Source organism: Acidovorax sp. JMULE5 (assembly GCF_013376875.1).
Taxonomy (GTDB): domain Bacteria; phylum Pseudomonadota; class Gammaproteobacteria; order Burkholderiales; family Burkholderiaceae_C; genus Acidovorax; species Acidovorax facilis.
Window position 1 is genome coordinate 2,410,958 of sequence record NZ_CP035951.1, and the last position, 19,043, is coordinate 2,430,000.

The following is a 19,043-nucleotide window of genomic DNA, read 5'->3' on the forward strand; positions in this document are numbered from 1 at the left end:
GCGGCGCAGGCATCAACCCTACCATCCGGCGCAGTTCATTCAACCTGATGAGGAGCACCCATTGAGCGGTGAAGAGCGGGACCCGCAGCCTGTGGGAATACCGGGTTTCGAGACCCTGATGGCCGAAAGCCTGGAGGCCCTGGGCGAGCCCGGCATGGTGGAGCGCCTGCTGCACCGCGTGGGCGAATCCCTGGGCAGCCACAAGGTGGTGCTGTTTTGCCCCCTGCCCGGCTCGGACGACCCGCTGGCCGCCTACCAATGGGGCATGCCCGATGATTTTCTGGCGCGCTATGCGAACCTGATCCAGGGCAGCGATGCGTGGAGCGAGGCGCTCGTGCGCCAGCAGGGTGAGGCGCTGGCACGCGGCGGTTCGCTGAGCCAGCAGCTCGTCAGCACCCCAGCCCTGCGCCGTGGCGCGTTTTATGCCGACTACCTCAAGCCCCTGGGCATCGATGCCATGGTCAACAGCATCGTGGAGGCCTCGCCCGAGGCGGGCATGCACGTGCTGGCGATGTACAACGACCTGGGCCAGAACGAGTTCACGCCCGAACAATTTGCCCGGCTGCGCGCCGTGACGCCCTGGGTGCGCAGCCTCATGCGCGCCCAGCGCCGCCTGCAGCAGGCCCGCCGCCACAGCAGTGCGCTGGAGCGCACGCTGGACCAGCTGCCGCTGGGGCTGATGCATGTGAACCAGCGTGGCGAGGTGCGCTACCTGAACGAACACGCCCGCGCCTGGCTGGGGGTGGAGGACGAATGCCGCATCCTGCTGCGCAACGCCACGGGCTGGCAGGCGCGCCAGCCCTTGCAGCTGGCGCAGATCCACCCCGGGCTGACGCCACTGCTCACCGCCAGCCTGAGCACACGCTCGCCCGTCTCGGCCCGGCTGCAGACCCAGAACGACACCGCGCCGGGGACGCTGGTGGCCCTGGCAGCGCCGCTGCGCAATGGTCCGGGGCCCGCCGCCGAGCCGCTGGCCCAGTTCATCCTGGTGCCCGAGGCGCCGCCCCACGCGGGCGCCACGGTGTCGGTGTGCAGCGCGCTCTATGGCCTGACGCCTGCCGAAGCCGCCCTGCTGCCCCTGCTGCTGCAGGGCATGACCCCGCGCGAAATGGCCGACAACCGGCACGTGAAGATGCCCACCGTGCGCTCCCAGCTGGCCAGCCTGTACGCCAAGACCGGCACACGCGGCCAGGCCGAACTGGCCCAGCGCGTGCTGCGCGTGGCGGCACTGGTGACGGCATGAGACACCCCCCTGAGTCGCCTTCGGTGCATTCCCCCCGCTCTCGCATGGCTGCGCCATGCGGGCAGGGGGACGCGGCCCTCACTGCGGGGCGGCCCTTGCTCGGCCGCCCTGGCTTGGGGCGCGACAGTATCGACGGCTGCGCGCAACACGCAGCGCAACCGGCCACCGCATTCACTGATCCCAACCCAAGGAACCCATCCCCATGAAACACCGCATTGTTCGCCCTGTCGCCTTCGCCTGCGCCACCATGCTGGGCCTGGCCGTGGGCGGCCTGGCCATGGCGCAAAAGACGGCTGCCGTGGCCAAGCCCAGCAAGGCCCAGCTGGCGGCCGAACTGGCCGCTACGCTGCAGGCCTGCTCGTACGACGGCAGCCCGCTGGCCTTCTCGCCACCCGACCTGTCCAAGGGCGGCGGCACCGGCAAACAGGTGGTGGCCGAGATCATGAAATACACCGGCCTGCCCGCCAACTTTGTGGTGGTGGAGGGCAAGGTGCCCAATGCGGCGGCGGTGATCATGCAGGGGCCTGACAAGGTGCCGCGCCGCGTGATTGCCTACAACCCGGCCTTCATGGGCGAAGTCATTCAGGCCACCAAATCCAACAACTGGGCGCCTGTGAGCATCATGGCCCACGAGATCGGGCACCACCTCTCGGGCCACACCATCGTGCCCGGCGGCAGCCAGCCACCCATCGAGCTGGAGTCGGACAAGTTCAGCGGCTTTGTGCTCTACAAGATGGGCGCGCCGCTGGCCGACGCCCAGCGCGCCATTGCCACGCTGATCCCCGAGAAGGACGGCGAAACCCACCCGGGCCGCAAGAAGCGCCTGGCCGCCATTGCCAGCGGCTGGACAGAAGCCTGCGAGCTGCAAGGCGGCGGGCCGCAGTGCTCTGGCGGATTGCCGGTGCGCACCGCAGCGGCTGCCCCCGCTGCACCGGCACCCGCTGCCGCATCACCCGCCCCGGCACCGGCTACCACGGTGGCCAAGGCCCCGGCGCCCACGGCAGCACCGGCGGTCCCCTCGGCCAAGACGCCCGCCCCAGCCCTGGCCGCCGCGGCCGAAACCCTGCCCAAGGCAGACGCGGCCGCCATCCCGTCCAAGGGCACCCAGTTCATCTACGACGAGTTCGGCATCCTGGACCCGGCCATCCGTGCTCAGTTTGAAAAGCAGATGTACGAGCACGCGCAGAAAACGGGCGTGGAGATCGTCACCCTGCTGGTGAAAGACCTGGGCGGCAAGAGCGCCAATGAATATGCCCACGCCATGATGCGCCAGCTGCGCGTAGGCAAGCTCGATGTGGGCAACGGCGCCGTGCTGGTGGTGGCGCCCGAGCAGAACCAGGCCGCCGCCGTGCTGGGCGCGGGCGTGGCGCTGGAGATGGACGGCCACCAGGACAAGGCCGAGCAGCTCAAGCGCTGGATCAGCACCGCCTGGCCGCTGTGCAAAAAGAAGAACGCCTGCGGGGGCTGGACGGAAACCCTGATGCTCGCCGCCGACCACCTGCGCCGCGATACCAGCCACGCGGACTGGACCATCGCCTACCAGTCGCTGGGCGACATTCAGAAGGCCGATGCCGCAGAAAGCGGCAAGGTCACCAACCCGAAGGACAGCAAGGTCTGGCGCAAGATCGTGCGCCTGTCGGGTACCGTGGAGAGCCTGAACCCGCCCACCGGCAACAAGGCGGCCTGGGTGAGCGATATCAAGGTGAAAAACGGCAAGCAGGCCGTGCTGCTTCGCAGCGCCGAAGGGTTCACGGCCATGCTCTACGTAGACCCGCGCACCGCCGCCCTGCAACCTGGCGGCAAGCTGGAACAGGGCAGGGTGTACACGGTGATCGCCCGTGCGGACTGGATCTCGGGCAACCCCCAGCACACGCAGTCGCTGGATGTGCTGAGCTACGCCGTCACGGAGTAAGCAGCAGGCCCACCGCATGCCAGCCACGACCCTCACCATGCTCCTGGCGGGCGCTGCCAATCTGCTGCCCGCGCTGTTTTTCATGTTTACGGCACTGCTCGGCAGCAACGGGATGAATTCCACCCAGGGCGGAAAGCTGCTGGGCGCCCTGGCCGTGCTGCTGGTGCTGGGCTGGCTCGCCGCGCTGGGGCTTGCTCGCCACCTTGCCCACTGGGGCCAGGCGCGCGGCTGGTCCACCGCGGTCAGCGTGGCAGCGGCCAGCGGTGGCGCGGTAGTCGCTTTCACCGTGCTCGCGCTGCTGTCCACCCTGGCAGCGCTCCTGTGGGTGGGCGCATGAGCTTCCTGCACTCCCCCTGAAGAGAGAAGAACGCCAGAAAGAAGGCCTCCCATGCAACATCCCCTGCACCAGCCCTGGTACAACACCACCCTTGCACTGCTGGCCGCACTCACCCTGCTGGCCGCCGGGACACACACAGCCCACGCCGCCGAACACTTCTGCGGCCAGACCTCTGCCCACCCCATCGACAAGGCCCTGGCTGCAGCCGCCGAACGCAGCGGGGGCGTGACGGTGGACCTGCGTGACGCGCAGTCGGCCGCCTACGCCGCGTGGGACAAGGAGCTCAACCGCGTCTACGCCCAGGCCCTCAAGGCCGCTGGCCCCGCACGGCGTGACGCCCTGCGTGCGGCGCAGCGCGCATGGCTGGCGTTCGACACTGCGCAGGGCCAGTGGGACGCCATGCTGCACGCCGACCAGGGCACATCGGCCGCGCTCAACATCGCCGGTGCCGCGCTGGAGCGCCGACGCGCGCGGGTGTGCGACCTGAGCAGGGACCTGCAAAGCCTGAAGGATTCGGAATGATGCGTCGCACACTCCTGCGGCTGCTGCCTGTGCTGGCACCCGGACTGGCCCACGCGCAGGACCACCCCACGGTGTGGCTGCGCGTGCGCAACAACAGCCAGGAGGTGTTCGAGCATGTCTGGCAAGGCCTGCCGCGCACCCGCAGCGATGTGGACCTGGGCCCCTTGCGACCCGGCCAGACCAGCCGATGGCACGCCGTTCCGGCCACGCTGGCGCACTACCGCAAGACGCGCATCCAGCTGGCCCAGCGCCAGCTCACCGACGTGACCGACACCTCCTTCCCACAAGGCCGCGCCACCCTGGAGCCGGGCCGCTACACCTTCGCCTACACGCTGGAGGGAGATGCATTGCGGTTGACGGTGATACCGGAAGCCGAGACCACCGCGCCGGACAGATCACATCAAAAACAATAGCTGCTACCGCTTATCAGATAAGCGCTAGAGCCCAATTTCATTCAAAAAATGGCGTCCATGAACACCTTCAGCACCTTGCACCCCGTCCGCATGGCACGGCTCACGGCCCTGGCGGCCGCCCTGTTTGCGGCGGCCTGTGGCGGCGGGGACGCCAACGAGGCACCTACTCCCACTCCCACGCCAGCCCCAGGCACGGCGCCCGCACCAGGGCCCACGCCGGAACCCCCACCACCGCCCCCGCCGGCCCCCACAGCACCGCCGGTGCAGCCCCCGTCTGCACCACCCCCATCGCCGCCGCCGTCGCAGCCACCCTCGGTACCACCGCCGCCGCCACCTCCTGCGCCCCCGCCGCCCAGCGCGGGATGGAGCGTGGTTTCAGTGAACTCCCTGCTCGCGCCCCTGGCCATCGCCAGCGACCTGACCCCCAACCCCGGCCGGGGCTACTACCAGTGGCGCTCGGACCCGGGTGACGTGCCGCTCGCACAATCGGCACCACCCCAGGCCGCCTACCAGCGCTACCTCTGGAAAGACCTGGAACGCAACACACCCGGCCAATACACCCTCGGCAACCTGGTGGCCGCGCGCGATGCCGCCCGGGCCGCTGGGCGGCAGTTTGCGTTTCGCATCCAGGCCATGCGCGGCTACGGCACCAACACGCTGGACGTGCCCACCTACCTGCACGGTGCGGGCACGGCGCAGCCGCAATGCTCGGCACCCAACCCCGCCTGTGTGTGGGCGGCCCCGATGCCCGCCCCCACCCCGCCCGCGCCCGCATTGCCTCCCACGCTGGTGCCCAACTGGAACCACCCCTATGTGCTGGAGCGCATGCAGGCCCTGCTGCAGGCCGTGGCCGCCGCGCTGGGCGACACGTCGGACCTGGCCTGGATCGACGTGGGCCTGTACGGACAGTACGGCGAGTGGGCCATGAACACCACCAACGTGGTCTACACGCCGGCCCTGGAAACCCAAGGCATCACCCCGGCCTCCAACCCCACCAAGCGCAGCATTGCGCAGATGCATTTCGAGAGGTTCCCGGATGCGCAGCATGCAATGTTCATCCCGCATGCCAACCTGGACACGCTGCAGTACGCGTTCTTCCAGCAGACCACCACCACGCTACCGGTGGGCCTGCGCTGGGACTGCCTGGCGCAGGACGGCTTCATGAAGCAGTGGACCGACCGCCCGAGCGACTGGGCACAGATCTCGGACCGCTGGAAGACCGCCCCCTGGATCGCGGAGTTCTGCCCCTTCGGCCCCGGCGAGTCAAAGACCAACGCCGCCACCGCGCTGCAGCAGGTGCGCGACTTCCATGTCTCCACCGTGGGCAATGGCAACCTGAACGCGCCGTGGTCCAGCTTTACGGGCACCGAACAGGCCCACCTGGCGGCCGTGGGGCGCGAGGCGGGCTACCGCTTTGCGCTGGGGCCGATCACGGTCACGGCCCCCACGCCCAGCACGGTGCAGGTGCAGGTGCGCGTGGACAACACGGGTAACGCACCGCTCTACACCCCTTGGCAACTGCAGGCTCAGCTGCGCGATGGCACCGGCCAGGTGGTGGCCAGCCGGGAACTGCTGAGCACCGCCCAGGCGCGTGCCATTCTTCCGGGTGTGCCCGCGCAGATCAACGCCACCTGGACCTTGCCGAGCCCACCTGCGGGCAGCTACACGGTGCACCTGGCCTGGGTGCGCCAGCCCACGCTGGCGGGGCTGCCGCAGACGCTGCGCTGGAACATGGCGGGCATCGAAGCCGACGGCAGCGCCCGGCTGGCGACGTTGAAAAGGTAGGACGCTGGGGGTCTGCGGCCCTGCGCTTCAGGCGCTGCGCTGAAGCAGGTGCGCGTGCACGGCGCCGGCCTTGAGGTGGCGGTACAGCACCAGGCCACTCGCAGCCAGCTCCTCGTCCGTCCAGGCGCGGGGCGCTTCGAGGTAGACAAAGCCCTGGGCGGCCACAGCCTTGGCGGCGGCCTGCAGGGCGGCGGCGAACAGGTCGCTGTCAAACGGCGGGTCCAGCAGCACCAGGTCGATGCTGGCGGGCGCCGCCTGTTTGAGGGCGGCAATCCCGTCGCCACGCTGCACGCGCACGGCCGTGGCCGAAAGGCGCTGCTGCAGGGTGTGCAGCTGGGCCACCAGGGCGGCATCGCTTTCCACCAGCTGCACGGCGGCCGCTCCACGCGACGCGGCTTCGAGCCCCAACGCGCCCGTGCCCGCAAAGGCATCCAGGCAGCGCCAGCCGGTCAGGTCCTGGCCCAACCAGTTGAACAGCGTTTCGCGCACGCGGTCGGGCGTGGGGCGCAGGCCGGGGCGCTGGGCCACGGGCAGGCGGGTGCGCTTCCACTGCCCGCCAATGATGCGGATTTCGCCCGCGCCCTTGGGCGCTGCTGCGGCAACGGCCTTGTCCTTGGGCGCGCCCTTTTTGCCGGCGGCAATCGGTGGGGTGGCCGCTGCGGCCTGGGCTTTGCGGATCTCGGCATTGATGGCGGTGGTTTTCAGGGTCGAGCGGCTCATGGCTTGCCCCCCACCACCACGGTCACCATGCGCTCGGGTTGCAGCTTCTTGGCCATGGCCGTGCGCACGTCGGCCACGGTAAGGGCTTCGACCTTCTTCGTCCACTGGTCCAGGTAGTCCAGCGGCAGCTCGTTCCAGGCGATGTTGGCCACATTGCCCAGGAGCTTCTTGTTGCTGTCGATGCGCAGCGCAAAGCCGCCGATGAGGTTGTCCTTGGCGGCACGCAACTCGGCCTCAGTGGGGCCTTCGGCCACAAACCGTGCGATCACGTCGCGCGAGACCTTCACGGCCTGGGCCGCCTGGTCAGGGCGCGTCTGCAGGCCCACGGTGAAGGCGCCGGCATGCATGCCAGCGGCAAAGTAGCTGTACACGCTGTAGCTGAGGCCGCGTTTTTCACGCACCTCGTTGGTCAGGCGCGACACAAAACCGCCGCCACCCAGGATGTGGTTGCCCACCAGCAGCGCCACAAAATCCGGGTCGCGCCGCTGGAAGCCCGGCTGGCCAATCAGCACATGGGCCTGGGCCGAGGTGAAGGGGATGTTCTGCTCGGCGGGGGCGGCGAGCGCTGCGATCTCGCCCACGGGCGGCAGCGACGCACAGCCGGTGCTGGCGGGCAGGCGCGACAGCAGCGTGGCCACCAGCGCCTGGGCCTGCGTGCGCGACACGGCGCCCACAATGCTGACCTTGGCGCGGCAGGCGGCGATGTGCTGGGTGTGAAACGCCTGCATGTCGGCCACGTTGATGCGCGCCAGCGTCTCTGCAGTGGTCTGCACGCCGTAGGGGTGGCTGCCGTACACGGCGGCTTCAAACGCGTGGTTGGCCACAGTGGCCGGGCGTGTCAGCGACTCCTTGATGCTGGCGCTCCAGCGGGCGCGGTCGCGTGGCCACACGTCGGCCGGAAAGCTGGGCTCGCCGATCTGGCGCGCGGCCAGACGGGCGGCCTTGTCGAGCAGCGGCGGGTCGGTGAGCGAGCGCAGTGAATACTGCAGCCTGTCGTTGTCGGCGGCCACCTCGAAACTGGCGCCCAGGTCGGCCCAGGCCTCGCCCAGGCCGTTTTCGTCCAGCGCGGGTTCGGTGCTTGTGTCGCGCCCGGCCTTCACGCCCTTGCTGGCCATGGCGGCCACAGCGCTGGCCAGGCCCGACTGGCCCGCCGGGTCGCGGCGGTTGCCAGCGTCAAAGTCGATCTGCACGTCCACCATGGGGATGACCGGGCTTTCAACCAGGTAGACCTTGGCGCCGTTCCCCTCCGTCCAGTGCTGGATGGGCAGCAGCGCCCAGGCAGAATTTGAATAAAAAACGGCTCCAGCGCTTATCAGTAAAGCGCGAGCAGCTATGTTTTTAATAGTAATCATGAAATAGGGCGCAAAGCGGGTTCAGTGGCGGGACGCACCGGATGCGGGCTGTGCGCGGGGGCGGGGGGAATCCAGCGGCTGGGGCAGCAAGGTGGCCACCGTGAGCTGGTCGTCGCCAAAATATTTGGCGGCCACGGCCTGCACCTGGGCGGGCGTCACGGTGCGCAGCAGCTCCAGAAGGCGTTCGTTGGCGTCGAGCGGAAATCCCTGAATCCAGTTGCCCCCCAGCTCCTGCGCCTGGTTCATCACCGAGTCGCGTTCGTACACGGTCGAGGCGATCCACTGCGTCTTCACGCGGGTCAGCTCAGCCTCGCTGACCCCATCGCGGGCGACGCGGGTGACCTCGGCGCGCAGGGCGTCTTCCACCTGCTGGGCCGTCTTGCCTGCAGCGGGCACACCGCTGAGCATGAACAGGCTGGGGCCACGGCCCGTGACCATGGCGCCGCTGCTGGCGCTGTCGGCCACGCGGTTTTCGCCCTGGGTCAGCGCACGGTCGAGCCGCGCGCCGTCGTAGCCGTTGAACACCGCCGACAGCACCATGAGCGCCAGAGCGTCGCGGTCGGTTTCGGTCAGGTTCTCCACACGGTTCAGGCTGGGCGCACGAAACGCCAGCGCCACGTAGGCCTGCTCGGCCGGAGCCTTGACGGCAATGCGGCGCAGGCCCTGCTGCGCGGGCTCGGTGCGGGGCTTGCGCTCGGGCAGCGCGTGGGCGGGCAGGCTGCCGTAATACTTCTCGGCCAGTGCGCGGACCTGGGCCACGTCCACATCGCCTGCCACCACAACGGCGGCGTTGGTGGGCGTGTACCACTGGCGGTAGAAGGCGCGCGCATCATTCGGTGTCATGGCATCCAGGTCGCTCATCCAGCCCACGATCGGGCGGCGGTAGGGCGATGCGGTGAAGGTGGCGGCAAACAGCTGCTCGGCCAGCATGGCGCGTGGCTGGTCTTCGGTGCGCAGGCGGCGCTCTTCCTTGACGACCTCCAGCTCCTTCTTGAACTCGTCATCCGGCCAGCGGTTGTTGGCAAACCGGTCGGATTCGAGCTTCATCACATCTTCAAGCCGGTTGGACGGGATCTGCTGGTAGTAGCCCGTGTAGTCGCGGCTGGTGAATGCGTTTTCGCGCCCGCCCAAAGCCGCCACACGCCGCGAGAACTCGCCCGGCGGCAACGTCTTGGTGCCCTTGAACATCATGTGCTCCAGCACATGGGCCACACCCGTGGTGCCGTCCACCTCGTCCATGGAGCCCACGCGCACCCACACCATGTGCACCGCAGTGGGGGCACGCCGGTCGGGCTGCACGATGAGCTGCATGCCGTTCTTGAGCGTGAACTGCTGCGCGCCAGAGGCCGTGGCGGACGGCGTGGTGGAAGGCGCAGCGGGGGGTTGAGAGGCGGGAGGCGTTGCCGCAAAGGCAGCCCCGGACGAGAGGCAGGCCAGCAGGCCCAGTAGGGTGAAAGCACGTTTCATAGAATGGATGATTCTAAGAACCCTCCAATGTTCAGTTTTTTCAAGAAAAAGCCCGCCGCTCCGCCATCGACGCCTGCACCGTCCGATGCGCCCTCCCCGGCCGTTTCGCACGGTGCTCCGGCGCCTGCCGCCCCCCACACCCCGGTCGTGCCAGCGGCGACAGCTGCGGCGGCGCAGCCGCCGTCTCCGGCCCCTTCGCCCGCCCCAGCGCCCGTGCCCGCGCCACCGCCGGTCGAGGCCCCGGCTGCAGCACCGGCAGCGTTTGGCTGGCTGCGCAACCCGTTTGCCCCCAAGGCGCCCGAGGCTGCTCCGCCTCCCGCGCCCGTAACAGCGCCAGCCCCACCGCCTGCGCCAGTGCCCGCCGCAGCGCCCCCGGCCACACCCGTTCCCACACCTGTGCCGGTGGCAGCCCCGGTTCAGGCAACTCCTGCGGCACCCGTGCCGGTGGCAGCCCCCACCATCGCCGCCCCAGCGCCCGCTTCTGCACCGGCAGCCGCCCCCACGGAACGCAAGGGCTGGCTGGATCGCCTCAAGGCCGGCCTGCGCAAAACCGGCAGCAGCATCACCACGGTGTTCACCGGCACGCAGATCGACGATGCGCTGTATGAAGAGCTGGAAGAGGCCCTGCTGATGGCCGACACCGGTGTCAAGGCCACCACCCACCTGCTGGCCGACCTCAAGCGCCGCGTGAAGGAGGCCAAGGCCACCGACCCCGCCGCTGTCAAGGGTTTGCTGGCCGACGCACTGACAGACCTGCTGCGCCCGCTCGAAAAAGCCCTGGTCATCGGCGAACACACACCCACGGTGATCATGGTGGCGGGCGTCAACGGCGCGGGCAAGACCACGTCGATTGGCAAACTCACCAAACACCTGGCAGGTGAAGGGGCGGCCGTGCTGCTGGCGGCGGCCGACACCTTCCGAGCGGCAGCGCGCGAGCAGCTCGGTGTCTGGGCCGACCGCAACACGGTCGAAATCGTGAGCCAGGAAGGCGGCGACCCCGCCGCCGTGAGCTTTGACGCCGTCACGGCCGGCAAGGCGCGCGGCAAGGATGTGGTGCTGGTGGACACTGCTGGCCGACTGCCCACGCAGCTGCACCTGATGGAAGAGCTGAAGAAGATCCGCCGCGTGGTGACCAAGGCAGACGCCACAGCGCCCCACGAGGTGCTGCTGGTGATCGACGGCAACACTGGCCAGAACGCCCTGGCCCAGGTGCGGGCGTTTGACGATGCGTTGCAGCTCACAGGCCTCATCGTGACCAAGCTCGATGGCACGGCCAAGGGCGGTGTGCTGGCCGCCATCGCGCAGGAGCGCCCGATTCCGGTGTATTTCATCGGCGTGGGCGAAAAGCTCGAAGACCTGGAAACCTTTAACGCGCGCGAGTTCGCGCAGGCACTGCTGACCTGATGCAGCCCGGCGGTCCGGGCCGCCCCCACCCCCCGTCAGCGTGATCCATGGCCCCTTCCGGGGCCATTTTCACGTTTACGAACTGCGGCAATTCCCCCATGATGGGCTTCCCCCTGGAAAGGCACGGAGGCCCATGTTCATTGAGCTGGTCAAAGGTGTTGCCCTGCTGTTGGCGCTGTGCTTTCTGCATGGGTTCAACATCCGCGTCTGGCGCCAGCATCCGCGCACCGGGCAGGTGTTCTCGGGCATTCTTTTTGGCTCCATCTGCGTGGTGGGCATGCTCACACCGGTGGTGCTGATGCCAGGGGTGATCTTTGACGCCCGCTCGGTGGTGCTGAGCATGGCAGGTCTGTTTGGCGGCCCGCTGGTGGCCTGCATCGCCGCCGCCATGGCCGCCACCGGCCGCCTGTGGCTGGGCGGCGCGGGGGCGGAGGTGGGCTTGATGGTGATCGCACTGTGCACCGCACTGGGCCTGGTCTACCGCGAGGGCCGGGCGCGTGGGCGCCTGGGGGTGGAACCCGTGACGCTGGCGCTGTTCGGGCTGCTGTTGCACACCGCCGTGCTGGCGGTGTTCCAGCTGCTGCCGACCGAAGTGGTTCAGCGCGTCAACCAGACCCTGGCCCTGCCCTTTCTGCTGACCTTCACACCCGCCACGGTGGCGCTGGGCCTGCTGCTGCACGACGTGGAAGAGCGCCTGGCCACCGAACGCGCACTGCACGGCACGGCCGCCCGGCTGCGGGCCATTGCGCAGGCCATTCCCGACGTGCTGCTGGTGTTGGATGCCCAGGGGCGCTATGTGGAAGTGCTATCGCCCGACGACGCACCGCTGGCCGCCAACCCAGCCCAACTTTTGGGCAAGCGGATGCATGATGTGCTGCCCGCAGAGCAGGCCGACAGATTTGTGGAACTGATCCGCAGCACCTTGCTGTCGGGCCAGACGCAGAGCGTGGAATACGAGATGCAGACACTCTCGGGCACACGGCAATTTGAAGGGCGCGCGCAGCCCCTGGGTGTGAAAGTGGGGGGCCAGGCGGCCGTGGTCTTCCTGGCACGGGACATCACCCAACGCAAGCGCGCCGAAAGTGCGCTGCGCGAGTCAGAGCTTCGCTTTCGCTCGCTGCTGCGCAATATCCCGTCCATCTCGGTGCAAGGCTATCTGGAAGATGGCACCACGAGCTACTGGAACCAGGCGTCCGAGGAGCTGTATGGCTACACGGCCGAGGAGGCACTGGGCAGCAACCTGCTCGACCTCATCATTCCGCCCCCCATGCGTGGCGCCGTGCGTGAACACGTACGCCACATGTTCGCCACGGCCGAGGCGATTCCCGCCGGCGAGCTGCAGCTGCAGCGCAAGGACGGTACGCCCGTGCATGTCTTCTCCAGCCATGCCTACATCCAGGTGCCGGGCCACCCGCCGGAGATGTTCTGTATCGACATCGACATCTCGGGCCGCAAGGCGGCCGAGGACGAGGCCCGTTACCTGGCCTTCTACGACGCCCTCACCCAGCTGCCCAACCGGCGCCTGCTGGTAGACCGTCTGCAGCAGGTGCTGGCCAGCGGGGCGCGCTCGGGCTTGACCACAGCGGTGCTGTTTGTGGACCTGGACAACTTCAAGACCCTGAACGACACCCGGGGCCACGAGGTGGGCGACCTGCTGCTCAAGGAAGTGGCCCTGCGCCTGCGCGGCTGCGTGCGCGAGCAGGACACGGTGGCCCGGCTGGGGGGCGACGAGTTTGTGGTGGTGCTGCAGAACCTGAGCAGTGACCCGCCGGAAGCCGCCGCCCAGGCGCGCACGCTGGGCGAACTGATCCTGGCCCAGCTGCGCCAGCCCTACGATCTGGCCGGGCATGAACACCACTTCACAGCCAGCATCGGGGTGACGCTGCTGCGCGAGCACCGTGACTCCGTGGACGAGGTGCTCAAACAGGCCGACATGGCCATGTACCGCGCCAAGGACGCGGGCCGCAACACCCTGCGCTTTTTTGACCCTGACATGCAGCAGGCGGTGAACCGCCGCGCACTGCTGGAAACGGAGCTGCACAACGGCCTGCGCCAGTCGCAGTTCCTGCTGCTGTACCAGCCCCAGGTGAACGCGCAGGGGCGGGTTACCGGCGCAGAGGCGTTGGTGCGCTGGCAACACCCCGCGCACGGCATGGTGCCGCCATCGGAGTTCATCCCGCTGGCAGAAGAATCCGGCCTCATCCTGCCCTTGGGCTATTGGGTGATGGAAACCGCTCTGCGCCAACAAGCCCGGTGGCGGCTGGACCCGGCAATGGCCCACCTGAGCCTGGCCATCAACGTCAGCGCGCGGCAGTTTCTGCAGGAAGACTTTGTGGCACAGGTGCTGGCCTTGCTGCAGCGCACTGGCGCCGACCCCGCGCACATCAAGCTGGAGCTGACCGAAAGCCTGCTGCTGGACAACGTGGACAGCGTGATCGCTACCATGCGCGCACTCAAAGCCCAGGGCCTGGGCTTTTCGCTGGATGACTTTGGCACCGGCTATTCGTCCTTGAGCTACCTCAAGCGCCTGCCGCTGGACCAGATCAAGATCGACCAGGGTTTTGTACGCGACGTGCTGCTGGACCCAAGCGACGCAGCCATAGCACGCTCCATCATCGCGCTGGCCGGCAGCCTGGGTCTGGACGTGATCGCCGAGGGGGTCGAAACGGCAGCGCACCACCAGTTTCTGCTGGCGCACGGCTGCAAGGCGTTTCAGGGCTATCTGTTTGGCAGGCCGATGGCGCTGGAAGACTTTGAACGGGTCGCGCGGGAGATGCTGGGCCCGGAAGGCACCTCCGACTGACCTTGGGCCGGTGTCGGGATTGCATTCAAGGTACCGCACAGAAGTGCCGATAACCAGGGGCCACGCCAGCCCGCACCGCGCCGGACCTCCGTGGAAACCATGGAGGTGCCCCATGAGAATCGAGTCGTCCACCCTGCAGATGCAGTCCCAGCATGTCGCCACGCGCATGCACAGCCAGACAAGCCGCCTGGAAATGTGGGTGGGCGACCGCCCCGCCAGCACGCCCCTCGCCCGCCAGGCACCGCCGCTGCAAATCTCCACCGCTGCCCGCCTGGCCCAGGCCGCCCATGCACCCCATGGGGCCACCACCTCGGTCGAGCCTCTGCCAGAGCGCGCCCGCGACGAGGGCCTGACGCCCCAGCTCGCCATGATCCGCGATCTGATCGAACGCATGACCGGGGTGCTGGTCCGCGTCTATGCCGGGCCGCAGTCGACCGACGCGCCCGCCGCTCCCCCGTCCCCCTTGGCCCCAACGAACAGCACGGCCGCAGCCCCGCGCCAGCGCGCGGGCTTTGGCCTGATCTATGAGCAGCGCGAAGTGCTGGAAGAAACCGAGCGCACCCAGTTCGCTGCAGCGGGCACTGTGCGCACCGCCGATGGCCGGGAAATCCGGTTCACGCTGCAGCTGGATATGCAACGCAGCTACCGCGAGGAATCCTCCGTGAGCCTGCGGCTGGGCGACGCCGTGGCGGTGGACCCGCTGGTCATCAACTTCGACGGCACCGCCGCCCAATTGCAGGACCTGCGCTTTGCCTTCGACCTGGACGGCGACGGGCAGACCGAACAAGTGCCCTTGCTCGCTGGCAACCGGGGTTATCTGGCGCTGGACACCAACCAGAACGCGCGCATCGACAGCGGCCTGGAACTCTTCGGCCCGGACACGGGCAACGGCTTTACAGAACTGGCCCGGCATGACAGCGACGGCAATGGCTGGATCGATGAGGCCGACCCGGTCTTCCATCAGCTGCGCGTGTGGACCCCGAATCCAGATGGCAGCGGTAGCCTGCAGACCCTGGAGGAACTGGGCGTGGGCGCGGTGCAACTCACCGCCCAGGCAACGCCCTTCGCCCTGCGCACGGCGGACAACCACAGCCTGGGCGCCGTGCGCTCCACCAGCATCTACCTGCGAGAAAACGGCAGCGCGGGCACGGTGCAGCAGATCGACCTGAGCGTGTGATCGCGATCCAAGAGTTTGAGCGACCCGTACCAGCGGCCGAGACGTCGGCAAACTGGGGAATGCCCAAACTTCAGGCCAGCACCGTAGCGTGGGCCACCTGCGCGTCCACCCAGTCGGCATATTCCGCGGACCCCTGCAGCGCCTGCGTCACCAGCTGCGGCAGCGCATAGGGATGCTGCGCCCGCAGCAGCGCCAGCAGCGGGTGCAGCGCACGCGGGACGGTCTTGCACACCAGCCGGAGCTCGCGGTCCTCCTGCAACGCGCCCTGCCAACGGAAGTAGGCCGTGATGGGCTCCACCTGCACACAGGCCGCCAGCCGCGCCTGCAACACCAGTTGCGCCAGCCGCCGCGCTTCCGCTTCGGTGGCCACCGTGGTAGTGACAACGAGAATGTCGCAAAGTGCGGTCGGCTCAGTCATGCGCGTCTCCCGAAGGCGTTGGGCGGTGCAGTCTGCCATAGCGGGGGATGCAATGCCAGCGGCGCGAAAACCGCTGGATCATGAAAAGACTGTTCTATTTGTCGCAACAATCGCAAAAAACTTGGCTGCAAAGGGCTGGAACCCCGTACCGGGAACACGCTCTGACAACGAGATATTGGATTCGCCGCGGCCTCTGCAACCATCAAATTCCCCTTTGAATCAATGGCTTAGCACAACCATCCAGCCATAGCGCCTTCTGATTCCTGGGCCGATGGCCCAGGCGACTGTCGATGTGCACTGAGCGTTGTACTACCGAATTTGAGAAATCAACCGCTTAGAACGACACGGGGTGCATACCTTTGTACTTTTTATTCCCTCAGTGTTGTACTTTTCCGATCGGTCTTCACTGAGTCTTGTATTTTTCGTGCAGGTCAATTCGTTGCGCCTTCCGCACAGGATTTTTCCACTCTGCACTGTGCTTAAACGCTTGCCGCAAAGGCCTTCGATTTGGCCTTGCGGCGGCTTCAGGCTGATCTGAGTCATCCTCAGGGGCTGGACTGAGCGACCGCTTCGGCCGCAAATGGACGATGGACTAAACCGCTCGCGCGGTAGGCCGCCGCGAAGGCCCTGACGCCAAGTAAACATCGCGCACCTGTCTATGTTGGCGAGCGAGACAATCGGCCTCGTTCTTGGACAGGAGCGCGATCATGACCCCTTCGACCCCCTCCATCTCGCCGCTGCGCAAATACCGGCTGAGAAACACCACCTAGTTGGCCGCAAGGCAGCCGTCCAACTTCTGGGGGTCAGTTCAAAACTGGGGCGATTCAGGACAGCATTTGGCAAGGGAGAACTGCTGGTGTTCGAGCAAGGTCGGCGGTTGCCTCTCTGAGCCCAGGCGGACACTGTGAGTGTCACAGCTCCAAAGAATCTCGTACTCCCAAAGCAAAAAACCCCAGTCAAATATGACTGGGGTTTTTTGGGCTGTAAGAGCCTGACGATGACCTACTTTCACACGGGAACCCGCACTATCATCGGCGCAAAGTCGTTTCACTGTCCTGTTCGGGATGGGAAGGAGTGGTACCAACTTGCTATGGTCATCAGGCATAACTGGGTGCTGAGCTGTTCGAGGAACAGCTCGGCGAATTCATAGAGTTTGGAATCAGATTTTTGTGTCTTTTGACTGCGTCAACTTGGCATAACAATCTTTGAGCTTTTCACACATTCCTTACAGTTTGCATATTGGCTATCAAAGTTATAGGGTCAAGCCGCACGAGCAATTAGTATCAGTTAGCTTAACGCATTACTGCGCTTCCACACCTGACCTATCAACGTCCTGGTCTTGAACGACTCTTTAGGGGGCTCAAGGCCCCGGCAGATCTCATCTTGAAACGAGTTTCCCGCTTAGATGCTTTCAGCGGTTATCTCTTCCACACTTAGCTACTCGGCAATGCCACTGGCGTGACAACCGATACACCAGAGGTGTGTCCACTCCGGTCCTCTCGTACTAGGAGCAGGCTTCCTCAAATCTGCAGCGCCCACGGAAGATAGGGACCAAACTGTCTCACGACGTTTTAAACCCAGCTCACGTACCTCTTTAAATGGCGAACAGCCATACCCTTGGGACCGGCTACAGCCCCAGGATGAGATGAGCCGACATCGAGGTGCCAAACACCGCCGTCGATATGAACTCTTGGGCGGTATCAGCCTGTTATCCCCAGAGTACCTTTTATCCGTTGAGCGATGGCCCTTCCATACAGAACCACCGGATCACTATGTCCTGCTTTCGCATCTGCTCGACTTGTCAGTCTCGCAGTTAAGCACGCTTATGCCATTGCACTATCGTCACGATGTCCGACCGTAACTAGCGTACCTTCGAACTCCTCCGTTACGCTTTGGGAGGAGACCGCCCCAGTCAAACTGCCTACCATGCACTGTCCCCGATCCAGATAATGGACCTAGGTTAGAACCTCAAACACACCAGGGTGGTATTTCAACGTTGGCTCCATGAGATCTAGCGACCTCACTTCAAAGCCTCCCACCTATCCTACACAGATCTGTTCAAAGTCCAATACAAAGCTACAGTAAAGGTTCATGGGGTCTTTCCGTCTTTCCGCGGGGAGATTGCATCATCACAAACATTTCAACTTCGCTGAGTCTCAGGAGGAGACAGTGTGGCCATCGTTACGCCATTCGTGCAGGTCGGAACTTACCCGACAAGGAATTTCGCTACCTTAGGACCGTTATAGTTACGGCCGCCGTTTACTGGGACTTCAATCAAGAGCTTGCACCCCATCATTTAATCTTCCAGCACCGGGCAGGCGTCACACCCTATACGTCCACTTTCGTGTTTGCAGAGTGCTGTGTTTTTATTAAACAGTCGCAGCCACCGATTTTTTGCAACCCCGTTGGGCTCGCCTTGTACAGGTTCACCTACTTGGGGCATACCTTCTCCCGAAGTTACGGTATCAATTTGCCGAGTTCCTTCTCCTGAGTTCTCTCAAGCGCCTTAGAATACTCATCTCGCGCACCAGTGTCGGTTTGCGGTACGGTCGTCAATAGCTGAAGCTTAGTGGCTTTTCCTGGAAGCAGGGTATCACTCACTTCGTCTGCAAGCAGACTCGTTATCACCCCTCATCTAAGCCCGGCGGATTTGCCTACCAGGCACGACTACAGGCTTGAACCAACATATCCAACAGTTGGCTGAGCTAACCTTCTCCGTCCCCACATCGCACTATTGATCGGTACAGGAATATTGACCTGTTTCCCATCAGCTACGCATCTCTGCCTCGCCTTAGGGGCCGACTCACTCTACGCCGATGAACGTTGCGTAGAAAACCTTGCGCTTACGGCGAGGGGGCTTTTCACCCCCTTTAACGCTACTCATGTCAGCATTCGCACTTCTGATACCTCCAGCATCCGTTACCAGACACCTTCACAGGCCTACAGAACGCTCTCCTACCACGTGCAATAAATTGCACATCCGCAGCTTCGGTAACTGGCTTAGCCCCGTTACATCTTCCGCGCAGGACGACTCGATCAGTGAGCTATTACGCTTTCTTTAAATGATGGCTGCTTCTAAGCCAACATCCTGACTGTTTTAGCCTTCCCACTTCGTTTCCCACTTAGCCAATTTTAGGGACCTTAGCTGGCGGTCTGGGTTGTTTCCCTCTTGAGTCCGGACGTTAGCACCCGGTGCTCTGTCTCCCAAGCTGTACTCGTCGGTATTCGGAGTTTGCATAGGTTTGGTAAGTCGCCATGACCCCCTAGCCTAAACAGTGCTCTACCCCCGACGGTAATACTTGAGGCACTACCTAAATAGTTTTCGGAGAGAACCAGCTATTTCCAAGTTTGTTTAGCCTTTCACCCCTATCCACAGCTCATCCGCTAGTTTTGCAACACTAGTCGGTTCGGACCTCCAGTACCTGTTACGGCACCTTCATCCTGGCCATGGATAGATCACTTGGTTTCGGGTCTACACCCAGCGACTGAT

13 protein-coding genes and 2 rRNA genes (1 of these 15 cut by a window edge) are annotated in these 19,043 nt (G+C 65.5%); 9 read left to right on the plus strand and 6 right to left on the minus strand.

All coding sequences use genetic code 11. The annotated features are described in order from the left end of the window. Positions 1–61 precede the first annotated feature (61 nt). From EXV95_RS10830 to EXV95_RS10855, 6 genes are all read left to right on the plus strand, one after another. A complete protein-coding gene (locus EXV95_RS10830) occupies positions 62–1,243 on the plus strand; it encodes a helix-turn-helix transcriptional regulator (RefSeq protein WP_176886812.1) in 1,182 nt (393 codons plus the stop codon). A 202-nt stretch (positions 1,244–1,445) separates the two neighbouring features. After that, a complete protein-coding gene (locus EXV95_RS10835) occupies positions 1,446–3,155 on the plus strand; it encodes a YgcG family protein (protein ID WP_176886813.1) in 1,710 nt (569 codons plus the stop codon). 16 nt (positions 3,156–3,171) lie between these two features. Beyond that, a complete protein-coding gene (locus EXV95_RS10840; RefSeq protein WP_176886814.1) occupies positions 3,172–3,492 on the plus strand; it encodes a hypothetical protein in 321 nt (106 codons plus the stop codon). Positions 3,493–3,543: 51 nt separating this feature from the next. Beyond that, positions 3,544–4,014 carry a lysozyme inhibitor LprI family protein gene (locus tag EXV95_RS10845; protein ID WP_176886815.1) on the plus strand — a complete coding sequence of 157 codons (471 nt, stop codon included), beginning with the start codon at positions 3,544–3,546 and terminating at the stop codon, positions 4,012–4,014. Continuing rightward, positions 4,014–4,427, plus strand: coding sequence for a hypothetical protein (locus EXV95_RS10850; protein ID WP_176886816.1), 414 nt, complete (start codon positions 4,014–4,016; stop codon positions 4,425–4,427). Before EXV95_RS10845 ends, EXV95_RS10850 begins: the two co-directional genes overlap by 1 nt. 57 nt (positions 4,428–4,484) lie before the next feature. Further along, on the plus strand, positions 4,485–6,212 hold the full coding sequence (locus EXV95_RS10855; RefSeq protein ID WP_176886817.1) for a DUF4832 domain-containing protein: 1,728 nt from the start codon (positions 4,485–4,487) through the stop codon (positions 6,210–6,212). Between the two features lie 27 nt (positions 6,213–6,239). Here EXV95_RS10855 and rsmD read toward each other — a convergent pair whose 3' ends face one another. From rsmD to EXV95_RS10870, 3 genes are read right to left on the minus strand one after another with little or no spacing between them, the layout of a single operon-like run. Continuing rightward, positions 6,240–6,932 (minus strand): 16S rRNA (guanine(966)-N(2))-methyltransferase RsmD, encoded by a 693-nt coding sequence (rsmD, locus tag EXV95_RS10860; RefSeq protein ID WP_176886818.1) that lies wholly within the window; start codon positions 6,930–6,932, stop codon positions 6,240–6,242. Then, positions 6,929–8,284 (minus strand): pitrilysin family protein, encoded by a 1,356-nt coding sequence (locus tag EXV95_RS10865; protein ID WP_176886819.1) that lies wholly within the window; start codon positions 8,282–8,284, stop codon positions 6,929–6,931. Before EXV95_RS10865 ends, rsmD begins: the two co-directional genes overlap by 4 nt. A 21-nt stretch (positions 8,285–8,305) precedes the next feature. Continuing rightward, positions 8,306–9,751 (minus strand): pitrilysin family protein, encoded by a 1,446-nt coding sequence (locus EXV95_RS10870; RefSeq protein ID WP_176886820.1) that lies wholly within the window; start codon positions 9,749–9,751, stop codon positions 8,306–8,308. Positions 9,752–9,778: 27 nt separating this feature from the next. Between EXV95_RS10870 and ftsY the strand changes: the two genes are divergently transcribed. The 3 genes from ftsY to EXV95_RS10885 all read left to right on the plus strand — a co-directional run bounded on the left by ftsY (position 9,779) and on the right by EXV95_RS10885 (position 15,135). Continuing rightward, complete coding sequence (ftsY, locus tag EXV95_RS10875; protein ID WP_176886821.1) at positions 9,779–11,155, plus strand: signal recognition particle-docking protein FtsY; 1,377 nt, start codon at positions 9,779–9,781, stop codon at positions 11,153–11,155. 133 nt (positions 11,156–11,288) lie between these two features. After that, positions 11,289–13,958: an EAL domain-containing protein gene (locus tag EXV95_RS10880; RefSeq protein ID WP_176886822.1), complete on the plus strand. Its 2,670-nt coding sequence runs from the start codon at positions 11,289–11,291 to the stop codon at positions 13,956–13,958. Positions 13,959–14,070: 112 nt separating this feature from the next. After that, positions 14,071–15,135, plus strand: a complete 1,065-nt coding sequence (locus EXV95_RS10885) for a hypothetical protein (RefSeq protein ID WP_176886823.1) — start codon at positions 14,071–14,073, stop codon at positions 15,133–15,135. Between the two features lie 70 nt (positions 15,136–15,205). Here EXV95_RS10885 and cutA read toward each other — a convergent pair whose 3' ends face one another. The 3 genes from cutA to EXV95_RS10900 form a co-directional block, all read right to left on the minus strand. After that, complete coding sequence (cutA, locus tag EXV95_RS10890) at positions 15,206–15,553, minus strand: divalent-cation tolerance protein CutA (RefSeq protein ID WP_176886824.1); 348 nt, start codon at positions 15,551–15,553, stop codon at positions 15,206–15,208. Between the two features lie 989 nt (positions 15,554–16,542). After that, positions 16,543–16,655: ribosomal RNA gene (gene rrf / locus EXV95_RS10895) — 5S ribosomal RNA — on the minus strand. A 154-nt stretch (positions 16,656–16,809) separates the two neighbouring features. Continuing rightward, positions 16,810–19,043 (minus strand): 23S ribosomal RNA (locus EXV95_RS10900); it runs 645 nt beyond the window's last position.